Below are 17,962 nucleotides of genomic sequence, written 5' to 3'. Positions count from 1 at the left end.
CGCGTTCCATGTTCGACGTGCCCCGCCGAGGGCAACAACCTGCGACAGCAAGTGCCCCTTCCCCACCGCTCACCCGCCGTGAACAAGCAGCGAAACGGGGCAGGCAAGTCAAACACGCCAGCCGCACCGCCGAAGCCGCTGTCGGTAACTATCGAAAATTCGCGATCTCGCCAGATCCGCGGCGAGCGCTGGTCCCGCAGCACCGGCTGCTCTTTCACATAGCGCGCTGCTGCTTGGTCGAAATCTCGTGGCGGCTACCTGATATCCATCTCGGTGTTGACGACAGCCGCTACGGTGAACCGCATTTGATCCTGCTCGCCGACGATAGGGAGACGCGTATGCGAGGGATCTCGACCATCACACGCGCGGCGGTGTGCGCCACCGCTATCACGGCACTGTTTCACCCGGCGACCGTCCAGGCCGAGCCGCCTGGCATCCCGGACGCCGCCGCGGTCCGCGCCCTGCTGGAAGGGCTCACGGTTGCCGAGGAAGGCTCTGCCAGTGGGTATTCCCGGGAGGAGTTCCCGCACTGGCACACCGTTTCCGGGAAATGTACGACTCGCGAGATCGTGCTACAGCGCGACGGAACCGATGTGGCGGTCGATGCGGAATGCCGCGCCACAGCCGGCACCTGGTACTCGGCCTACGACGACCAGACCGTGACCGCTGCCTCCGATATCGACATCGACCACGTCGTCGCACTGGCCGAAGCGTGGCGCTCCGGGGCCAATGAATGGAGCACCGAACAGCGCGAGGAGTTCGCCAACGACCTGACCAACCCACAGCTAATCGCGGTCACCGCCTCGTCAAACCGCTCCAAAGGCGATCAGGACCCGGCTGACTGGATGCCACCGAATCGGGCAGCTAACTGTACCTACGCGCAGATGTGGGTGGCGGTGAAATCGACCTGGCAGTTGAGCCTGCAGCAGGCCGAGAAGGACAGGCTCACGCAGGTTTTGCAGGCGTGCTGACAGGAAAGCTCATTCGACCTGGCGGGGCGTTGGTCGGGCCCAAGGTTTGCTTAGGAAGCAGAAGGTCTGCCATTGAACTACACCTGCGAGACATTCCGTTGATGAGCCACGCCCGTATCCGCGAGCACGCCAGCGCGCCGGTCCTCGCGATCGGATCTAACCCGAGAAGCCAGCCAGTCGCGAGGTGGCCGGCTTCTCGTCGTCTCGGTGCGCTGCTGGTCGACAAACGCCAGCGCGGGAGCCTTCGCCGCGGCAAAGGCTCGCCGCGCCTACGCAGGCCGGTGCGCCGGCACCGACCACTGAACAGATTCACCCGACCGTGTTCAAACAGGCAGGCGGGGAAAAATTATGGGGTCGTCGATGGAGGTCCCGTCGGGTGGGTTGAGTTTGTACCAGCCGCGGCCCAGGGGGATGGATCGACGGAGCACTTCGTCGCGGTGGCGGCCCCACAGGGTGGCTTCTGACCAGGTCACCTCTTCCAGGTCGGTCAGGTCGATGAGTTTCGCCCCGACCAGGTCGGCGCCGATGAGCGCGGTGTATTTCAGGGTCGTGGTGCTGATATCGGCACAAGAGAGGTCGGCGCGAGTCAGGTTCGCACGGTGCAGGTAGGACCCACGCAGGTTCACCCGGGCCAAGCAAGCACCTTCGAGGTTCACTCCTTGCAGATATGCGCCGGTGAGGTAGGCGCCGGGCAGTATCGCGCCGGACAGGTCCGCGCCGCCGAGGTCCACGCCGGCCAGAATTGCACCGGACAGGTCGGCGTCCGAGAGGTCGGCGTTGATCAGGTTCGCACCGGACAGATTCGCACCGGCGAGGTTGGCGCGGGCCAAGTCGGCGCCGGAGAGCCGGGCGCCGACGAGCCGGGCACTGGCAAGGTTGGCGCCGGCGAGGTTGGCATCGGACAGGTCGGCGCGGGACAGCTCGGTACCGAACATGCTGGACCCAGCGAGGTTGGCGCCGTAGAGGTTGGCCGACCGCAGATTCATGCCGTCCAGGGTCGCGCCCTTGAGGCCAGCGCCGATCAGATTGAGGTCGGCCAGATTCTGCTCGCGCAGGTCGACGCTGGACAGGTGGATGATCCCGGAACTGTCGGTGCGGCCCAAGGTCTGGATCACCAGATTGCGCGCCGCGGCATCGCGGCGGGCGGCATCGCGGCGCGCGATCTGCAACCGGATCTCGCGCCGGTGTTCCTGCAGTGCCTTCGAAGCACGGGCCTCGGCTTCCTGGCGGCGGGCCGACTGCAACAGCGCCGCGAGCCCCACCGCCGTGGCCGCGGGGATCCCCACGGCCGCCGCGGCGACACCGACGGCTCCGTCGGCACCGGCATTCAACAAACCGATCACCATCAGCACCGACGCCACCACGTACTTGACCTCGATCCTGCCCCACCAGCATCTCACCTGGGAGGTGAGGCCGGCCAGCCGCTTCCCGCACCCACATGCGGGCTCGGCGACCGGCCCCTTCGCGGGTTCTTCGGTGTCCATGGCCTGCTGCAGCCGCGCCCATCCTGCCTCGGCACAGCCGGGACCGTGCTGTTCGGTGAAATAATCGCCCAGCTTCTCGAACACGTCGCCGAGGGGCATCGGCTGCCGAGGCCCCTGGCAGGGATTGTCGCCGGTCATATCGTCACCTCCCCGATCCCGGGCGTGGCCGGGATCGCCGAGATCTCGTCGGCGTCGAGGAACTGCAGGCCAGAGCGGTCCCTGCGGGCGATGGCCTTGATCTTGCGTCGTGCCGCGCAACGGTGCGTGCGCACTGTTTTGACGGTGGTGCCGAGCGCGGCGGCGATCTCGGTGTCGGTGCATTCCATCACCCAGCTCATGAAAGCGACCCGGTACTCGCCCACGGTCAGTTGTCGGGCGGCGACTTGAGCGAAGCGGGCCACGACCTCGTCGTTGATGACTTTGCGGAACGGGTCGGAGTCGGTCGGGGGGTCGACAGGGACATGGTGATCGTCGTAGCCGGCGAAGAGCACGGTCCGGGTGTCCTTGCGCCACAGGTCGATCAGCCGGTTTTTCGCCGCGGTGATCAAGATCTGCTGCACCTCGGTGTCAGTCATGCGGGCCAGGCGTGGGCCATAGGTGCGCCACACCTGCAGGAAAACCTCATGGGTCAGGTCTTCGGCTTCTTGGCTGTCGCCGCGTACCGCGCCGAGCAGATACCGCCGCACACGCGGGTATTCGCGGCGATAGATCGTCTCGAACAGCACGCGATCCTCACCACCGTGCTGGGCGGGGGCGTCGCGCTGCCTCGATGAGCGAAACCTCATATCGTCCGCATCTCCCCCGAGGGAACAGCGGCGGAGGAACACCATTCGGTTGCGCCCACCTCAATGATTAAGGCCGACAAGCACGTCCCCCGGCGTGTCAGCGAGGCTGCTCTGCTGCCGGGTGGCGCCAGACGAAGTATCATTCGTGTCTCCAAGAAACGCTGGTAGCGGTGTACACAACCGACGATGCTCAGCCAGACACCACACACTCCAGCGACCGGCACGAACCCTAAAGAAGTGGCATCCCACGCTGTGGGGAGCCACGAAAACATCGTCATACCCAGTAAACGTATAACGATTCCATAACGTCAAGATCGGCAGTTCAGAGTGGGTTTCCCGCGCAGCGACCTAGGCAGGCTACTGGGAACACCAGCCGCCATGCCCGCCAACACCCCCGGCCCCCGCACCTGCACTGCGGCGGCCCGGTGCACACCTCGCCACCGCCGAGTGCATCGCATCTGAGCTTCATATTTCGCGTCTGCATACTTGTCGCGCGCGATTGCTTGGGAAGCTTAGGCCATGCAGTTGGCCGTCGAACGGCGTGCTACTCATCGAGTTCGAGCATCCGAAGCTTCATTGCCTCGATGTAGCCGTTGAGCTTATCGAGCAAGGGTTGAAGCGCCTCCCGCTCTGGTGCGTCGGGATCGAGACCCGCGACAGTACTAGCCAACTCAGCACGATCCTTCTCGAAACGACCAAGGTCCTCGCTCAGCACCCTCTGCTGGTATGCACTCGGTTGCCGACGGAACTCCCGTCCCAGATCATCCATGAGCTTGTCTGTCGTCGAATGACTGAGATAGGCATCCGCAACATCTGGGTCCGAGAGATCGAGATCATCGACAACCATGCGATCTGGGTCGTACAGCGGTTCGCCAGTCATCGTGAATCTCCTCGGCTGCAACTCTGATCTTTGCGGAACCCGGCGTCGACGCCAGGTCGTGCGACAACGTTCGCGGCGCTCGCCAACCCCGTTCTCGCCATTCGCGGTAGCCAGGCCGCCAACCACTCAGGTCTCACCATGGCCCTAGTATGCGCCGGGACACCGACATCAATGGTCGCTGGCGTCCGGCCCGGACAGCATGCAACTGCCTCTTCACGACACGGACCTGGCGAGCTTACCCTTCGTCGAATCGTCCGCAGGTGAGACATTGCGCCCCCCGCCATGGTCCATGGACACCGCAATTGGGGCACTGGTAGCCGGACGCCTCCGCGGAGTAGCCGACCTTGCCGCTTTCGTCCGCGAGTACCCACACGTCGCCGACCCGTCGATCGAGGCGCCATCCTCCCGGGCCGATCGGTAGTCCGAGAGCCGGGTGAAGTGCGACTGCCCTACCCGTGGCCTCGACGATTGCTGGTTGCGCTTCCCGCGAGGCCTCTGCGAGCTTCAAGAGATCAGCCTCACTAAGGTCGAGCCCGAGTACCGAATTCAGTTGGGCCAGCGCCTTATCTACAGAAGACTTCGTCGCGAGTTTCACAACAGCCTCGTCTATACCCTTGGCGAGTCGAGCTGTCTTCTGCAGGAAGAGTGAAATGATTGGCGTATCGGGTGGTATTGAATCACCCTTGAATCGGTTACACCTACGACAGGCTGGTACCAGATTATGTGCACCTTCCAGGTCGTAGGACAAAGGCAACCCATGCATCTTGAGAACTTCGATTCGAAGTTCTCCCGCCAGAGTCTTGGGCAGAAGATGATCGACCTGCATATCGGAAACAGTCAAATGGGATCGACACCACGCGCAGCGATCCGCCCAGGCCGCCAGCAAAGCGATTCGAAACCTTCCATCCTGAATCACTGATGTTGACTCGCCCACGTTCTGTAGCCCAACTGAACTTGCGATTTGGAGCGTGGACTAGAAGGTCCACTATTGACATAGTTCCAAGTCATTCCGGCCTGATCCTGTCCCAGGTGAGAAGATGGTCGGGCTCATCTTCAAACCAGGCGCAGGAGCCCTGAGCGATTTGAGGCAGAGCCTTCTTGGCTGCCCCATGCGTTCGAGATTGAAATGCAGTGAGGAAGTGGCACTGAGTTTCAGATATCTCCTGCGAGACTGCCCAGTCGAGGAACTTCTTCCTCCTGGTTTCGGTAATCGGTCCGTCTGATGCAACGATCTCGATGAACCAGAAGTCGCCGTGGTTGGGAGCAATGTCGACAACGATGCAGTCAGGCAACAATGTTTGCGGGTCGATATGCAGACCCATCCTTTCGAGCCCGTCGCCGTCGAGTAGATCAACCTTCTCTCCCGGCTGCGATATGAAGATCACACTGGGCTCCTTCAGTCTTGCACTGCAGAACTGCTCGACAACCCCTCTGAGAATTTGACTGCTTTTTCCTGGGTGGAGATACCGAACTCCACCATCGGGCAGATGGACCGTCACCCTCTTCGCATCGCGGGACCGATCGGAAGCCAAATGCGCTCGCCGCCTGCCAATTGGCGTAAGGTGAACACTCTGCCATTCGACTATCGCCTTATGTAACTCATCATCGACCAAGTCAGGCGAAAACAATTCAGCAAACCCGGACTCTAGTGTATAGCGCGGGTTCGAGGCGTTGGTGTCGACGTTGGTCAGGGTAAGCATCGCACCGTTTTCGATCAATGCTCGGATGGACTCATCGCGAATAGGCTCACGAGAATCACCGGCGTACCAGACATCGCCACGGTCGTACCCGGCGGACGCGCACATCTCGACAACCGCCCGCTGACCGCGATGGCTTACCGCAGCCTTGTAGTACATCTTTCGATCGAGGGGATCGCGGCGCCCGGACACAGGGTCGCTCATCCACAGCACCGTTGACGGACGAAGCGGGTTCTGATGGTTGATCGCCCCAACGTACATCGCGACAAAGACTACCGCGGCGGCGGCTGGATTTGCGGTACTCGTAGTTCCGGTGATTGCCTGAGGCAGGATCAGTTGCAAGCGTTCCTGGTAGTTCTCCCGCTTCGGCAGCAGGTGAGGCAGGTGCCAGTTGTCGGAACTCGCTTGTGTCACAAGGCGTGATCTTACGTGACCATCTCTACCCCAAGCACCCCGTGAGACGAGCACCGCTGGGCAGGCGGTCTCGCACCCGAGCTTCACAGCCGGCGTGACCGCTCCTTGAGCGCACCCACGACGCCTGCCGGATGGAATCGACATTCAGGCACCACGAATCGTAGGCCGGTGCGTGCAAACCCGTGGCGTTGACTAAGCTATGGCCATGACGACGGGATTTTCGACAACGGCAACCGGTATTGTGGCCCAGTCGGAGACTCGGAGGAAAGAGACGTCATCATCGCTAGTCGCCGGTCAGCGCGCCAAATTGGGTCAATTCTTCACCCCTGCACCTGTGGCAGATTTCATGGCCTCACTTGCGAGGATTGATCCGGCTCAATTCATTCGAATTCTAGATCCCGGTGCAGGCACAGGTTCACTGACGGCATCTCTTGTTCAGCGGATATTGGCCGAGCAGCCCACCGCTCAAATCAGCATTACTGCGTGCGAAGTCGATCCCAAATTGCATCCGGCCCTCCGGGCGACCCTGTCCGACTGCGTCACGGCGGCAGGGGAATCTGGGGGCTACGTTGAGGCCGAGCTGGTTGCCTCGGATTTCATATCCTGGATGTGGGAACGAGAGCGGTCGGTGACCGAGCAAGACTTCTTTGATCTAGTGATCGCGAATCCGCCGTACAAGAAGCTCTCTGCGGGATCTTTTGAACGCAAAGCGGTCGATAACCTGTGCACCGAGACGTCGAACCTTTACTCGGCATTTCTTGCGCTTGGAGTGCACGCCCTCAGGCCCGGCGGCCAACTCGTTGCCATTACGCCCAGGAGCTTCACAAACGGACTGTACTTCCGGCCTTTCCGAAAGTACTTCTTAAACCGCATGAGTCTCGACCACATACATATATTCGAAGCACGAAATAAAGTCTTTGCTGACACCGAAGTCCTGCAGGAGAATGTAATCTTCTCAGCTACCCGCACTGACCTGACTGAGCGCCACCCCGTTTTGGTATCTACGAGCATAAGCCACTCAACGGAAGTTCACAGCAGAACCGTCGACTACGAGTCGATTGTTCACCCTAATGATGCAGAGCTCTTCATTCATATCAGTGCAGATGAATCAGATGCACAGATGATTTCCATCCATGCAGACTTCCCGTCGACACTCGCAGACATTGCCCAGGTCTCCACTGGCCGAGTTGTGGACTTCCGCAGTAAAGACCACCTACGTCCAGATCCTGTCGATGGCGCAGTTCCACTCATCTATCCTTTGCACATGGCGGATGGCGCTATCAGGTGGCCCGTCGATGGCGCCAAAAAAAACAACGCTATCATGCTCAACGAGGAAACCCTCAAGCAGACATTTCCGTCAGGACATTACGTTGTTGTAAAACGACTCTCCTCGAAAGAGGAACGGCGGCGCGTAGTGGCAGCACTATTCGATGCCGATGACATCGCCTGCGAGAGAATTGGTTTCGAGAATCACGTCAATGTGTTTCACGCCAACGGACGAGGACTTGACAAGGTCCTCGCACGCGGCCTCTGCTTGTGGTTGAACTCTACGTTACTTGATCGTTTACTGCGCCGCTTCAGCGGCCACACTCAGGTCAATGCCACGGATCTCAGAAGCCTTCGCTACCCCAGTAGGGATCAACTAATCGCCATCGGCGAAAACTGGCCTGAGGCCGGCTGGCTGGACCAAGAAAGGATCGACCGGCTGGTCGAACGTCATCTGAACCTGGACTCGCAAACCTACCGCGCCAGGTGACGGGGCGGACCAATGTACAGCCCTTCCCGTGCACGTCGGCCGGGGCACGGTGGCTTATCACTCATCGCCCAGGCCGTCCGCCCCCGCATTGGGCAGCAGTGCTCGTTCCGGCAGCGGCAGACTGCTGACGACGTACAGGTTCAGGATGTCGTCCCGGTCGATGAACATGACCTGGCTCCGCTTGCTGGCGTCAGGGGTGTTGCCGATCCAGGCTCGTGCTGCTTTGGTTATCTCGCCGCCCGCCACAATGAAGGCGTGATCCACTAGTACCGCCTGTTGATCTCTGGATCGAGCACTTCATGGACCAGCATCATCACAGGACCGACCTGTGGTCTGCGCGTTTGACCGGGTGGGCGGGCATGCTGTGATGATCGCTGATCGGTATCTGTGTTGGCGGGTTGTGGTGGCCCGGTGATCGACGGACAGCGGTGTGCGTAGTAGTGGCCGGTTCGGGAAGGGTGCCTATGGTAGGGGATCGCAAGGACGTGCTCGGTTCTGGTGTGTCGGGGAGCGATACCGCAGCGACGACTGCGGGCGGCGGTCTTGGAGCCAAACTGGCGGACGTCTACGAGGGTTACTGGACTGTTCTGCGTGGTGTTCTACCGGTTCTCGACAGTAGGTTTTCGACGTTGCGTGTGGAGCCTCCTGGCGAGGACTCGATCGAATTGAATCGCCCCGGGTTCGATGCGCACCAGGCTATCTGTCTCCAGCTGGTTGCTCGGCGTGGAGTGCACAATAGTCAGCTTCGTGTTCGGCCGGTGGCCGCAGGCCGAGGCGGTACATGATCCGGGACTGGTTGTACCAGCCGGCCCAGTCCGCAGTGAGGAGCTCGACGTCGGCGAGCCGGGTCAGTGGGCCGCGCCGGAACGGGGAATCATCGCGGATCGCTTCGGTTTTGTAGAGCCCGATCGTGGTCTCGGCCAGGGCGTTATCCTAGGCGTCACCGACGGACCCGATCGACGGCCGAAGATCCGAAATCGCTAGTTTATCACTGAGTTTCACTGCGGTGCATTGAGATCCGGCATCGGAATGATGTATCGCTCCATGGAGTCTCCACCGGCGTGTCGGCGCCCCGTACTTCTGGTGGGCCCTTGCCCCGGCCGTAGCCATGGGATGATCAGTCCCATGGAAGGCGCCGGCCTGCGCGGGGGGCAATTTGAGTGACAACATCGGACACCTGTCCAGTTTTGTCTGGTCGGTGGCTGACCTGCTGCGCGGAGACTTCAAGCCTTCCGAGTACGGACGGGTGATCCTGCCGTTCACGGTGTTGCGCCGGCTCGACTCCCTGCTGGCACCGAGCCGGCAAGCGGTACTCGACGAAGCCGAGCGCACCGACAGCGAACAGGAGCAGGAGCAGCGCCTTAAGGCGGCATCGGGTTGGCCCTTTTACAATCTGAGCCGGTTCTCCTTCCAGAGTGTGCTCAATGATCCGTCGAACGCCGACCGGGTGCTCTTGGATTATGTTCGCGGGTACTCCCGCAACGTCAGGGAAGTACTGGACGGCTTCGAGTTTGAGCGGACCGTCATCCGCCTGCACCAGGCAGAACTCCTCTACCCCGTAGTCAGGCAGTTCGCCTCGATCGACCTGGGACAGATGATCACTGGCGACCACATGGAGAACCTCTTCGAGGAGCTAGTCCGACGGTTCGCGGAGAGCAACAACGAGACGAGCGGGGAGCAGTACACCCCCCGGGACATCGCCCATCTGATGGCCTCGTTCCTAATCTCCGCCGACTCGGACCTGCTGACCTCGCCACACGCGGTTCGCACCATCCTGAACCCGGCTTGTGGAACGGCCGGCCTGCTGACCGAGGCGGCCTCGTTCATCACGTCGATGAACCCGGGAGCCGACATCATGCTGTACGGCCAGGAGATCAACCCGGAGTCATGGGCGATTTCCCGTGCCAACATGATGATCAGCGGCCGACGGGCCTCGACGATCGCCTTTGGGAACGTCCTCGCTGAAGATGGGCACCAAGGAATCGCCTTCGACTACCTCCTCGCCCATCCGCCGTTCGGCGTTGCCTGGAACCGGATCGAGTCCGCAGTCCGGTCGGAGCACGAGCAGCTCGGTTTCGCGGGCCGTTTCGGGGCCGGTCTCCCCCGGATCAACGACAGCTCGCTGCTCTTCCTGCAGCACATGCTGGCGAAGATGAAGCCAGTGGGCCCCTCAGGTGAGGGCGGCAGCCGGATCGCGGTCATCTTCAACGCCTCCCCGATGTATGCCGGGGCCGCCGGGTCCGGCGATTCAAAGATCCGGCGGTGGATCGTGGAAAACGACTGGCTTGAGGCTGTGGTCGCGTTGCCCGACCACCTCTTCCACAACACCGGCATCAGCACCTACCTGTGGGTCCTCAGCAACCGCAAGCCGGCACAGCGCAGGCGTCAGGTGCTGCTACTGAACGCTCAGGACCAGTACCAGCGGATGCGCCGCTCCATCGGCTCAAAGCGCAACTACATCACCTCGGACCAGATTGCCGAGATCACCACGCTCTACCTGGACACCCTGTCCGCCGACCCTGCCCAGCGGCCAGACGACCGGGTCCGCATCATCTCCACCCACGAACTGATATACCAGCACGTCACGATCGATCAACCGCTGCGACTCCGGTACGAGCTGTCCGAGGAGGCCCTGACTCGGCTCGCCGAATCGCCTGCGATAAAGAAGACCGGCGATCCTGCCGCTCTGGTGGCCGCCCTGCGTCCGTTGGTCGGCTCGACGTGGACAAGGTGCCAGGAAGCCATCACGGCGCTGCGCCGGGCAGTCACCTCGGCTGGCGTGAGCTGGCCGAGGGGGAAGGTCTTCGAGGTGGCGGTCCGCAAGGCCGTAGGTGTGCGCGATGGCGCTGGGGAGCCGCAGCGGACAGGGGATGCTTACGAGCCGGATCCCGAGCTGCGTGAGTCGGTCAGTCTGCCACTTCATGTGGATCCGAGCGACCACCTCCGAAGCGAAGTGCACCCGAGTACTCCGGATGCCTGGATCGATAACAGCAAAACACGGGTGGGTTGCGAGATCCCACCCTCGCTCTTCTACCGACCGGAACTCGACGGCGAATTTGAACTGCTGCGCAACCTCGCCCGATTGGAGACCACTCGGGTCCACCCGCCGCAGCGCGGTGAGGAGCAGGAGGAGGGCGCCGACCGGCCCAAGCATCTGCGCGCCCAAGACCTTCACGAGGCAGACTCTGCCGCTGAACTGTCCGATGCGCCAGAGGACAGGGGGCCACTGACCCTCTGCTCGGGCGGCATGCTCGTCGGGCGGCCGGGGAACTGGCGTCTGCTCCCGAAGGGCTTCGGCGAGGCGGCCACCTCGCTGTTTGTGCTGCAGCCGCTGCGCGGCTGTGGCCAGGCGCTATGCGAGTGGTTGAACTCCCGCAAGGACAACGGTCAGTACCCCAGCGCTCGCGACCTGCTGGATACGCACGTACCCGTCGACCTGGTGACCGACATCGAGGTGGACAGCCTCCTGGGAGCCGTACAAGAAGGGCGGCGCGCACTGCGGAATACGATGTCGGAAATCCTGCCCAACGTCTTCAGCAGCGGCGAGCGGGACGTCCAGGGGGTTCGAAACGAGATCAGGTTCGCTGCCCATGAGGCAGGCCTGATCGGTGAACTCGTGCGCCCCCTGGACGACCTCATCTCGCGCGCCGAGTGGAGCTTTCCGCACCACGCGGCCGCACTGTCCCGTCGGTACCGAATCAGCACGCACCCGGCGGAGCAGAAAGACGGACTGCTCAAGCTGGGAGAGGGCCTGGCCCGTGTGCTGGGCGTGCTGGCGCTCACCGAACTCGCAGCGTCGAGCGGATTCTCCCGGAACCTGCGCAATCAGTTCCGGACCGGCGCCACCTTCGGTACCTGGCTCTGGCTCCTCGATCGGCTGGAGACTGAGGGAATCACGCCCCGCATCCAACAACTCACCACCCTGAGCGACCGAAGCAATGCACGCGCCCTCCTGGGCCGCATCAAGGACCTCAGGAACACCTCGCACCACGCGCATGGCGTTCGCGCCAGCCACCAACTGGCCGAAGACGTCGAACGGCTGGAACCACACATCCTAGGGGCGATCAGTGCGGTCAGATGGCTCTCCGGGACCCACTGGGATTGGGTCGAACGGTGTGAGTACCTCGACGAGGGCCAGTATCGGATCGTCGGGTCCCGACTGAGAGGCAGCCATCCGAACTGGGAGCCGTTCGATCGGTCGAGCACTCAGCCGCTACGTCCCGACCGCATCTACGTCGACAGTGCCCCATACGGGGCTCCGGTCGACCTGTGGCCGTTTGCAGTCGTCAGCCTGTGCGACAAGTGCCACACAAGAGAGCTTTTTCTGCTCAACCAGGTCCGAGGCGACCAACTGACGCTCCGGAGCCTGGAGGAGCATTCGCTGGAGATCACGTATGGCCAGCCGGAGTAAGAGATCAGTTCAGAACGAGCTTCCGGAGGCATATGACTGAGCAGGCCAGGCTCAGTAGTGCTTGGTGGATGCCGCGCGGCGCTCGTAGCGGGTTCGTAAGTGTTTGAAGGGCGTGCAGCCATGCGAAACCGCGCTCGACCAGCCACCGAAGGTTTCCCCAATCCGGAGCCGTGGCCGGCGCTGCGGCGGTTGATCACGGTTGGTCTGACCGCCAGGGCTTCCAGCATCACGATGTCGCCCAGGGATCCGTGATGGGCGGCAGTGCTCGTTCCGGCAGCGGCAGACTGCTGACGACGTACAGGTTCAGGATGTCGTCCCGGTCGATGAACATGATCTGGCTCCGCTTGCTGGCATCCAGGACATTGCCGATCCAGGCCCGTGCTGCTTTGGTTATCTCGCCGCCCGCCACAATGAAGGCGTGATCCACTAGTACACGCCTGTTGATCTCTGGATCGAACACTTCATGGGCCAGCATCATCAGGGCCTGATTGTGCAGCTCCGCGACGTTGGCATTGCCGGCCCTGGTGACGCCGGATGAGTCGATCTTGCCCTTCTTGGCCTGGATACCGAAGTAGAGGAAATTCTGCGTTGGTAGCGTGTAGCGCATCCATATGTCTTTGCCATACTCCAAGGCTTTGTCCTTGTGGCCGGCATTGGTGATGCGATGGAACCCGAGCTGGCGGAACAGAGGCAGGAGTATTTCCTCGATCAGCTCGTCCTCACTGCACGTATCGAGGAAGGCTGTCAAGTCGTTCCGGCGCTTTACCTCGGCTGCCGTCAGGGGCCGGTGCGGGTTGGCCTGCAAGACGGTGACGGTGTTTGTCCCGATGTGTCGGATGTAGCAGTGCTTGTCGTCGCCATAGAACGCCTCGAATCCCTCCCTGGCCAGCACCTCGTTCAGCTGCCGCAGGGCATTCGGCCGATCGGGGCCCTCGTTCGTAGCGTCGCTCGGGCTCATCAGGTGATCGATCAGGCGGCAGAAGCCTTCCGGCGGATGCGCGGGACCGTCATGCGGTTCGGCCAAGATGGCTTCGACGACGTCAGCAGCCCAGCGATGCCGGGTACTGCCGTCGTGTGCCCAGTCGGTATCGAGATCTTGGAAGAACTCGGTCAGATACATGCTTGACCGATACGGAAAGTAAGGCGGCTCTTGACCAGGGGCAGGGGTTACAGCGCCAAGATTCCCGCAGATCAGATTTCCGAGCGCCTCTGCGTTTCTGCGCCGGAACTTCATACCAACCCCTCCTTGTCGCAGCGATCCGCGGTGGCATCCACCGCCGATTCGCTGGCGCTCCAGTATATCTGGCCCATTCTCTCCAGAGCCGTTCCATGAGCCCGGGATAGCGGCGCCTGCTGGCTCTGCGGACTCAGTTTTCCGTCCGGGAGAACAGCAGAGGGCAGACAAGGCATTTCGATACCAGCAGCTCGCACGCGGAAACGGGCGGACCGATGCCGGTACTGACCAACGCCTGGGTCGGCACAACCTGCTCATGTACGACACCACCGGGGGTCGAAAGTGCGCGGCCGATTCTGCCCTCGTCGAGTAAGAAGTTAGCGATCCGCGGTGTCGGTGACCAAGCGCAGGACCGGACGCTGATCGGGTTGACCGAGGAGTTCGCGTACACGTTTGGGGCGCCAGCGAAGTTCGCGTGCAAGCTTGGTCAAGGTGAGGGTGCCGTGGGTTTCGGCGAGTTCGAAGGCCTTGGCGAGCAGGGCGGGAGTTTCGCCGGGGTACTGGGTGACGGGGTCGGCGCCGAGTATGCCGACCTCGTAGAGGTGGTTGAGGCGTTGGTAGGCACGGCGGGCCACAGCGTCGGAGATGGCGCCGGTCTCGCGGGAGCGGTACACCAGCGACTTGATCGACACGCCCCATTCGTGGCTGAGTTGCTGGAGCGCCTTGACATCGAATCGTTGAGGAAGCTGGTCGGTGATCTGGTCGGCGGGGGTGAGGAATTCAGCGGCGAAGGCGTCGGCTTCGCGTTCTTGCTCGGCGTCACCAGGGGCTGCGTCGCGGTGCAGAACGAGATGGCCGAGTTCGTGGGCCGCGGTGAACCGGTGCCAGCACACGTCGTCGCTGCGGTCGGGAGTCAGCACGATCACTGGGCGCGGCATACGGGACGTGGAGAAGGCGTTGACGGTGGGGGTGTCGTCACCGGCGAAGGCGACCATAGTGGTAACGATCCCGCGCATTTCCATCGTGCGAACCAAGTGAGGAATCGGTCCAGACTTGATCCCCCAGTGCGCCCGCAGCGCGCGGGCGGCTTCGGCCGGGGTGTCACCGAGGCGGGTGGGGTCGTCCGGAAGGAACCCTGGTAGGTCGATCATGGGGAACTGGACGTGGCGCTCGAGGATGTGGGCCAGCTCCCACACCTGCTGAGCGAAGGCGACGGCCTTGCCGCGCTGGGCGGCCTTGGTCGAACGCAGGCTGCGGAAGTGCGCGCCGGCACCGTCGAGTTGGGCGAAGGGGCGACCCGCGGCGAAGAACTCTACGGGGACGTCGAGAACCTCGGCCGCACGGTGTAGATGATCTGGTCGTGGGGGTGAGATCACCGATTCCCACTGGCTCACCGCTGCTCCCGAGACCCCGATCCGGGCGGCCAGTGCCGCTTTGGTCAGTCCAGCAAGCTGGCGGGCCTGGGTCAGACGTGCTGGGTCGAACACCACCGCGACGTCGGAGGCCGAGATCGCCGCGGTGGCTTCGCCGGAAAACAGGTTCAGAGGGGGACGTTCAGGCATCACTCGCCGTCTCGGGTTGCGGCATCGGCGGCTGCCCGCCGTCCGGGGCAGTGAGCGGCGGACGCGGGGTCAGGTCGAACTCGGGCGGCGGAGCAGACTGATCCCAGCGAGGTCCGGTGCCGATCTTCGGGTCCGGAACTGGTGCAGGGCTTGAGGGGCGTGCCGGAACCTGACCGTCGCCGATATCGTCGGGTGCGGGGATCTGTTCGATCTCGCTCCATTTCAATCGGCCGCGGTCGTCGGCCTGGGATGCTTCGCCCCAGTAGACGCGCAGTATACCGGCGCGCGGGTTGGCTGCATAGGCGATGAGGACCAGCCGCCCGGCTTGGATCGCGTCATCGAGAAAGGTTTCGGCGTCCTCGAACTCGGCGTCGAGTTCTTCGGCGGTGAGAGCAGCGTGTTCGAACGAGAGCTGCGAGTCGGAGTTCTCCGGGGTGAGCGCCAGCAAGCTCTCGCGCAGCTTCGACATCGTCATCTTGGCGTTCGCGACCGGAGTGTGCGCGTCGTCGGCGAACTTCCACGGGTACAAGATGACATTGTCCTCGCCAACCACATTCAGCTCGTAACGAGCCCGCGCCGGCTTGATCCGCCGCAGATCCGGCATCGCGGCCTCGATTGCCAGGCCCACCTCCTGATGCTGGACCAACCAGATCAGGCCATACCCGTCGTTGGTTTCCAGCGCCAGTCCCTCGTGTGCGGCCAGCGCCCGCTGATGCGCTGCTCGAAGACCACGCCAAATCGCGTCTCGCAACGGCAGGGCGCTGTCGCCGAACCGCTTGGTCTCCCATGGTGTGGGTACAGCCTGCTCGCTCATGGATCCCTCCCTGGCACTCAGCCACGCTCACTTACGAATCGAGAGCGAATGCAGAGTAGCACTTAAGTTCTTCGCAGCGCCTGCGCACCACGCCGTCGGGTTCGACTCCTCCATATTCAGGCCCGTCCAGGTCGTTCGCACTTGAATTGCACCAACTCAGCGATATTTCCCCAAGGATGGCTCATCCCGGCAGAAGCGGTAGACCCCAAGCACGATGGTCGAGTGGCGTGCCCCTCAACAGTCACGCCGCCACCGCGCGGTACCGATGGATACGGGTCGTGTCTCAGGTCACCGCCGCGCCTGTTCACGAAAACTGCACTGGTTGAACGAATAGCAGCTGGTAGCCCGTCCCGGTGACGCGGTTGTAGCGGTCCCAGCCAACGGACGACCAAGATGATTCGGCGCCTTCGCTGAACGTCACGGGTCGCCGATGAGGAGGCCGCTCGGTCAAACCTTCGATCACCGAAATCCCGATACCCCGGCGCCGCGCCGAGCACGACCCCTCCAGAGATGGATCTAGGCGCTGTCGTCGAGCCGATCATCCCCGACATAAGCCTCGAGCCGGACCGTCTCATGGTGTCAGCGACACATGGGCCGGACCCACGCGACCTCCTCTCCGCCGAGGAAGGCGCAACCGCAGCGGCCGGCGTCGCAGAACCAGCCCCTGCCCGCCCGGGGTTACCGATTCAACAGCCCGACGTAGTGCACAACGGCCCGCCGGTTGGATAACGCCGGAGCCTGAGACAAGTGGCCACCCAACCCTCCTGGCCGGACGTAGACAAAGCCGATCCGTGCGGGCACACCGAATATCGTCAGACCGGATACGCACCCACCATGACCAGGAATTTTCCAGTTGCCCATGTTTTGTGTGTCCTGCCGAGGGCACGAACCTGCGACGGACGACGAGGCGATGGTTGGCCCGCTCCTACGGCGCCGGGATCGCCACCGCCGGCGACGGGGATTGCGGTACCGGGCTCGGGCCCGCCGACATCGGGCACGCCCTGGCCCTGAACTCAGCACTGCGGGCAAGACCTTCCAGCCACGCTCCCTGACGTTGTCACGATAGGCCTCGGCGTTGCAGGCCTGCACCGCCGCCGCGACGCTCGGATGCGGCGGATTCGTGTCAGGCTAAAGGGGCCAGTGCGCCCGGCGATGTTGCCCCTCGTCCCCGTCCGTCGCAGCATCGCCGCGGTGACCCCCGGCCGACCCTGCCGGACACATCTGCGCGCCGCCAGACGTACAAATCGCCTACGACCGCCACACGCGGGGTCGCCGTTTCTACGGTTTTTCTACGAATTGCACGCGGGCCAGCACGGGAAGTTACGGGAACACAGAAGCAATGCCGGGACCCAGATATAGCCAACTACCTGCGCAAATAGGGAAATAATGGGCAACGGTGGGCGATGTTGGTGACCTGCGAAAACGCTATGCCGATTTCATGACCGGTAAAGCCTATCCCACCGTTGACCTGCATATCTTCCGGGCATCCTCGGCGTACTGCGGGATCCCCTCACTCGGCGAACATCCGCCCGGCCGCCGATATTCCCCGCGTCGGCCCGGGAAATCGACCGGCCACCGAGTGGCAGCCGATCGGCGATCCGTGGCCGGGGCTTCGCCCGGCCCGCGCTCTCAGGACCGCTCGGCGCCGTCTTCCGGGGTGGGGTCGCCCGCGGCCCGGTTCTCGGTCGTGGCGCTCGAGAACACCGGCTGGTTCGCGACGGTCGAAGCCGGATAGACCTCGGGTTCCGCGGGGACGTGACTGAACAGATTGCTCTCGTGCATATCGATACTCCGGTCGTAGAAGGTTTCGCAGTGGGAGCGCGGTGGTCGCCGGTGGCGACTCCTCCCGCCTCACCAGTGGGCCGCCCGGCCCCACCGCCCGCCCGCGGGACGGCGATCGTTCGCCGTGCACCGGGCCGCCCGATCGGGCGTAGCAGGCAGCGCCCGGGTCCCGAACGGATCCGGTGCTGTGATGGATACTCCTGACTCGGCCCGAGCGGACCGGATTGCGCGT

13 protein-coding genes and 1 pseudogene are annotated in these 17,962 nt (G+C 62.9%); 3 read left to right on the top strand and 11 right to left on the bottom strand.

Annotation, left to right across the window (positions count from 1 at the left end; genetic code table 11):
• The first annotated feature begins 8 nt into the window (after positions 1 to 8).
• Complete coding sequence (locus QH196_RS07160; protein ID WP_280414956.1) at positions 9 to 971, top strand: HNH endonuclease family protein; 963 nt, start codon at positions 9 to 11, stop codon at positions 969 to 971.
• Positions 972 to 1,294: 323 nt separating this feature from the next.
• Here QH196_RS07160 and QH196_RS07155 read toward each other — a convergent pair whose 3' ends face one another.
• From QH196_RS07155 to QH196_RS07135, 5 genes are all read right to left on the bottom strand, one after another.
• Positions 1,295 to 2,593: a pentapeptide repeat-containing protein gene (locus QH196_RS07155; RefSeq protein ID WP_280414955.1), complete on the bottom strand. Its 1,299-nt coding sequence runs from the start codon at positions 2,591 to 2,593 to the stop codon at positions 1,295 to 1,297.
• Positions 2,590 to 3,180, bottom strand: a complete 591-nt coding sequence (locus QH196_RS07150) for an RNA polymerase sigma factor (protein WP_280414954.1) — start codon at positions 3,178 to 3,180, stop codon at positions 2,590 to 2,592. Before QH196_RS07150 ends, QH196_RS07155 begins: the two co-directional genes overlap by 4 nt.
• A 604-nt stretch (positions 3,181 to 3,784) precedes the next feature.
• Entirely contained in the window at positions 3,785 to 4,120 is a 336-nt protein-coding gene (locus tag QH196_RS07145) for a hypothetical protein (protein ID WP_280414953.1), read from the bottom strand.
• Positions 4,121 to 4,355: 235 nt separating this feature from the next.
• Complete coding sequence (locus QH196_RS07140; protein WP_280414952.1) at positions 4,356 to 4,946, bottom strand: HNH endonuclease; 591 nt, start codon at positions 4,944 to 4,946, stop codon at positions 4,356 to 4,358.
• Between the two features lie 178 nt (positions 4,947 to 5,124).
• Positions 5,125 to 6,231 carry a BsuBI/PstI family type II restriction endonuclease gene (locus QH196_RS07135; protein ID WP_280414951.1) on the bottom strand — a complete coding sequence of 369 codons (1,107 nt, stop codon included), beginning with the start codon at positions 6,229 to 6,231 and terminating at the stop codon, positions 5,125 to 5,127.
• Positions 6,232 to 6,436: 205 nt separating this feature from the next.
• Between QH196_RS07135 and QH196_RS07130 the strand changes: the two genes are divergently transcribed.
• On the top strand, positions 6,437 to 7,987 hold the full coding sequence (locus QH196_RS07130) for an Eco57I restriction-modification methylase domain-containing protein (RefSeq protein WP_280414950.1): 1,551 nt from the start codon (positions 6,437 to 6,439) through the stop codon (positions 7,985 to 7,987).
• Between the two features lie 696 nt (positions 7,988 to 8,683).
• On the opposite strand, the pseudogene QH196_RS07125 reads toward QH196_RS07130, so the two are convergent.
• Positions 8,684 to 9,031: pseudogene (locus QH196_RS07125) on the bottom strand (integrase core domain-containing protein); the annotation flags it as partial.
• A gap of 112 nt (positions 9,032 to 9,143) precedes the next feature.
• On the opposite strand from QH196_RS07125, the gene QH196_RS07120 reads away from it, so the two are divergent.
• Positions 9,144 to 12,398 carry a type I restriction-modification system subunit M gene (locus QH196_RS07120; protein WP_280414949.1) on the top strand — a complete coding sequence of 1,085 codons (3,255 nt, stop codon included), beginning with the start codon at positions 9,144 to 9,146 and terminating at the stop codon, positions 12,396 to 12,398.
• Positions 12,399 to 12,402: 4 nt separating this feature from the next.
• Here the strand turns inward: QH196_RS07120 and QH196_RS07115 are convergent, their stop codons facing one another.
• The 5 genes from QH196_RS07115 to QH196_RS07095 form a co-directional block, all read right to left on the bottom strand.
• Positions 12,403 to 12,516, bottom strand: a complete 114-nt coding sequence (locus QH196_RS07115; RefSeq protein ID WP_432279447.1) for a hypothetical protein — start codon at positions 12,514 to 12,516, stop codon at positions 12,403 to 12,405.
• A gap of 108 nt (positions 12,517 to 12,624) precedes the next feature.
• Complete coding sequence (locus QH196_RS07110) at positions 12,625 to 13,632, bottom strand: hypothetical protein (RefSeq protein ID WP_280414948.1); 1,008 nt, start codon at positions 13,630 to 13,632, stop codon at positions 12,625 to 12,627.
• Between the two features lie 317 nt (positions 13,633 to 13,949).
• Positions 13,950 to 15,134: an XRE family transcriptional regulator gene (locus QH196_RS07105; protein WP_280414947.1), complete on the bottom strand. Its 1,185-nt coding sequence runs from the start codon at positions 15,132 to 15,134 to the stop codon at positions 13,950 to 13,952.
• The gene (locus QH196_RS07100) at positions 15,127 to 15,948 is read right to left on the bottom strand and encodes a hypothetical protein (RefSeq protein WP_280414946.1); all 822 of its coding nucleotides are present in this window, start codon (positions 15,946 to 15,948) and stop codon (positions 15,127 to 15,129) included. The genes QH196_RS07105 and QH196_RS07100 overlap by 8 nt, the downstream gene beginning before the upstream one ends.
• 1,629 nt (positions 15,949 to 17,577) lie before the next feature.
• Positions 17,578 to 17,730, bottom strand: coding sequence for a hypothetical protein (locus tag QH196_RS07095; RefSeq protein WP_280414945.1), 153 nt, complete (start codon positions 17,728 to 17,730; stop codon positions 17,578 to 17,580).
• Between the last annotated feature and the right edge of the window lie 232 nt (positions 17,731 to 17,962).

The sequence above is a fragment of the Nocardia carnea genome (assembly GCF_029868325.1).
Classification (GTDB): Bacteria; Actinomycetota; Actinomycetes; order Mycobacteriales; family Mycobacteriaceae; genus Nocardia; species Nocardia carnea_C.
Note: the sequence above shows the minus strand (reverse complement) of the source record. Positions and strands in the feature narration are given on the sequence as shown.